Origin of the sequence: Paenibacillus sp. SSG-1 (genome assembly GCF_002224835.1) — a bacterium.
GTDB lineage: Bacteria > Bacillota > Bacilli > Paenibacillales > Paenibacillaceae > Paenibacillus_AQ > Paenibacillus_AQ favisporus.
The window spans coordinates 1-1,630 of record NZ_MBRK01000002.1; the positions used below are offsets into that span (position 1 = coordinate 1).

Genomic DNA, 1,630 nt, shown 5'->3' on the forward strand with positions numbered 1-1,630 from the left:
CTAGTTTCCCCTGAAAAAGTCAGGGTGTTTTGAGCATAATTAAAAGGAATTCAGCACCTCAAAATGGAAATTGTTATTGACGAGATAACAAAGTTCCACACCCCGAGGGAAGAATTCCTTTGCTATAGGAGTTCAACAGAAGCCCTCGGGAATCCTTCCAAGAGGTGAAGAAAATGTTGAAACTTCGAGACGAGCAATTGACCATCTGGGATGCCATTCTCCCGGAATCTGTTAGAAAGTTGCCGGTCGAGCTTGCAATCATAGATCAATTACTGGACGACGACCGTTTTCTTCAACCGTTTACTGAGTTGCACCCGAAAGGCAAGAAAAGCGGCCGTCCTACGCTTGCAATTGAAAAGTACATCCGTCTTATGGTCCTGAAGCATAAATACAATTTGGGCTACGAGTCACTCGTGAAGGAAGTCGGTGACAGCATCACATGGCGAATGTTCTGCCGGTTTGCCATCGACGAACCGATGCCCGACCCGTCTACGCTCATCTATGCCCGCAAACGCTACGGCGACAAGATCGTCGAAGACATCAATGCCGCACTCGTAAAGCAGTGTGAGGAAAAAGCCGTTCTGAAAACCCGCAAATTGCGCACGGATACGACGGTTGTGGAATCCGACATCCATCACCCGACAGACGCTACGCTGTTGCAAGATGGCGTAAAAGTCATCACTCGAACGATTCAGAAAATCCGGAAAGTCGCCTCCCACACTGTTCAAGGCTTTGAAGATCGTACGGCAGAAATCAAGGAAAAGATTCTGTCCATCGCGAAAGTTCTACGTCGCCGCACCCGTGAATCTTGGGAAGAAGTTGACCGGATCACTGGGAGCGTAATCGAAGTAGCCGAGAACGTTGTGAACAAGGCGCAAGCCGTTATCGAGAAACTGCAAGACAAGGGCAAAGCTGCTCTTCGACAAAGTAAAACCAAACTGACCGAGGCGGTCACGCTAACCGGCAAGTTGTTGGAACAAGCCAAACAGGTCGTTTCCGGCAATCGAATCATCGCAGATCGGATCGTCAGTTTCTTTGACCCGGAAGCAAGACCGATTAAGAAAGGTAAGCTGGCCAAAGGAACTGAGTTCGGCTACAAGGTGCGAATCGACGAGACGGAAAGCGGCTTTGTGACCGGCTACGCTGTCTACGAGGGGAACCCCTCGGATGATGAACTGCTCGTTCCCGCTGTACAGGCGCATATCAAGCAATTCGGCAAAGCGCCGCAAGCTGTAGCGACCGACCGCGGTTTCTCAAGCAAGAAGAACGAAACGGCCATTACCGAACTTGGTGTGAAGCGAGCTAGCTTGCCGCGAAAGGGCAAAAAAGGCATTGCCCGATCCGAGTACGAAAACGAATTATGGTTCAAAGACTTGCAGCGTTACCGTGCAGCTGGAGAAGCGAAGATTAGTCTTCTCAAGCGGAAGTACGGTTTGAACCGCAGCAGGTATCGGGGCTTTGTCGGCTCAAAATGCTGGGTCGGCTTCGGGATTCTGACCCACAACCTGCAAAGAGCGGCAAAAATGCTCCAAAACTAACATGGAAACCGATCATTAGGGAAAGTTCCCCCTCACAACCCAGCCAGCAACCCGAAACTATTTTTGAAAATCGACTTTTTCAGGAGCAACTA

1 protein-coding gene is annotated in these 1,630 nt (G+C 49.9%); it reads left to right on the top strand.

Going from position 1 to position 1,630, the window contains the following annotated elements; genetic code table 11:
- Window positions 1–173 precede the first annotated feature (173 nt).
- Entirely contained in the window at window positions 174–1,538 is a 1,365-nt protein-coding gene (locus BCV73_RS34615) for an ISNCY family transposase (RefSeq protein WP_019007868.1), read from the top strand.
- Window positions 1,539–1,630: the final 92 nt, after the last annotated feature.

Excerpts from the sequence above, each read along its gene's own strand:
- BCV73_RS34615 (WP_019007868.1), top strand. The coding sequence starts at position 174 with ATGTTGAAACTTCGAGACGAGCAATTGACCATCTGGGATGCCATTCTC.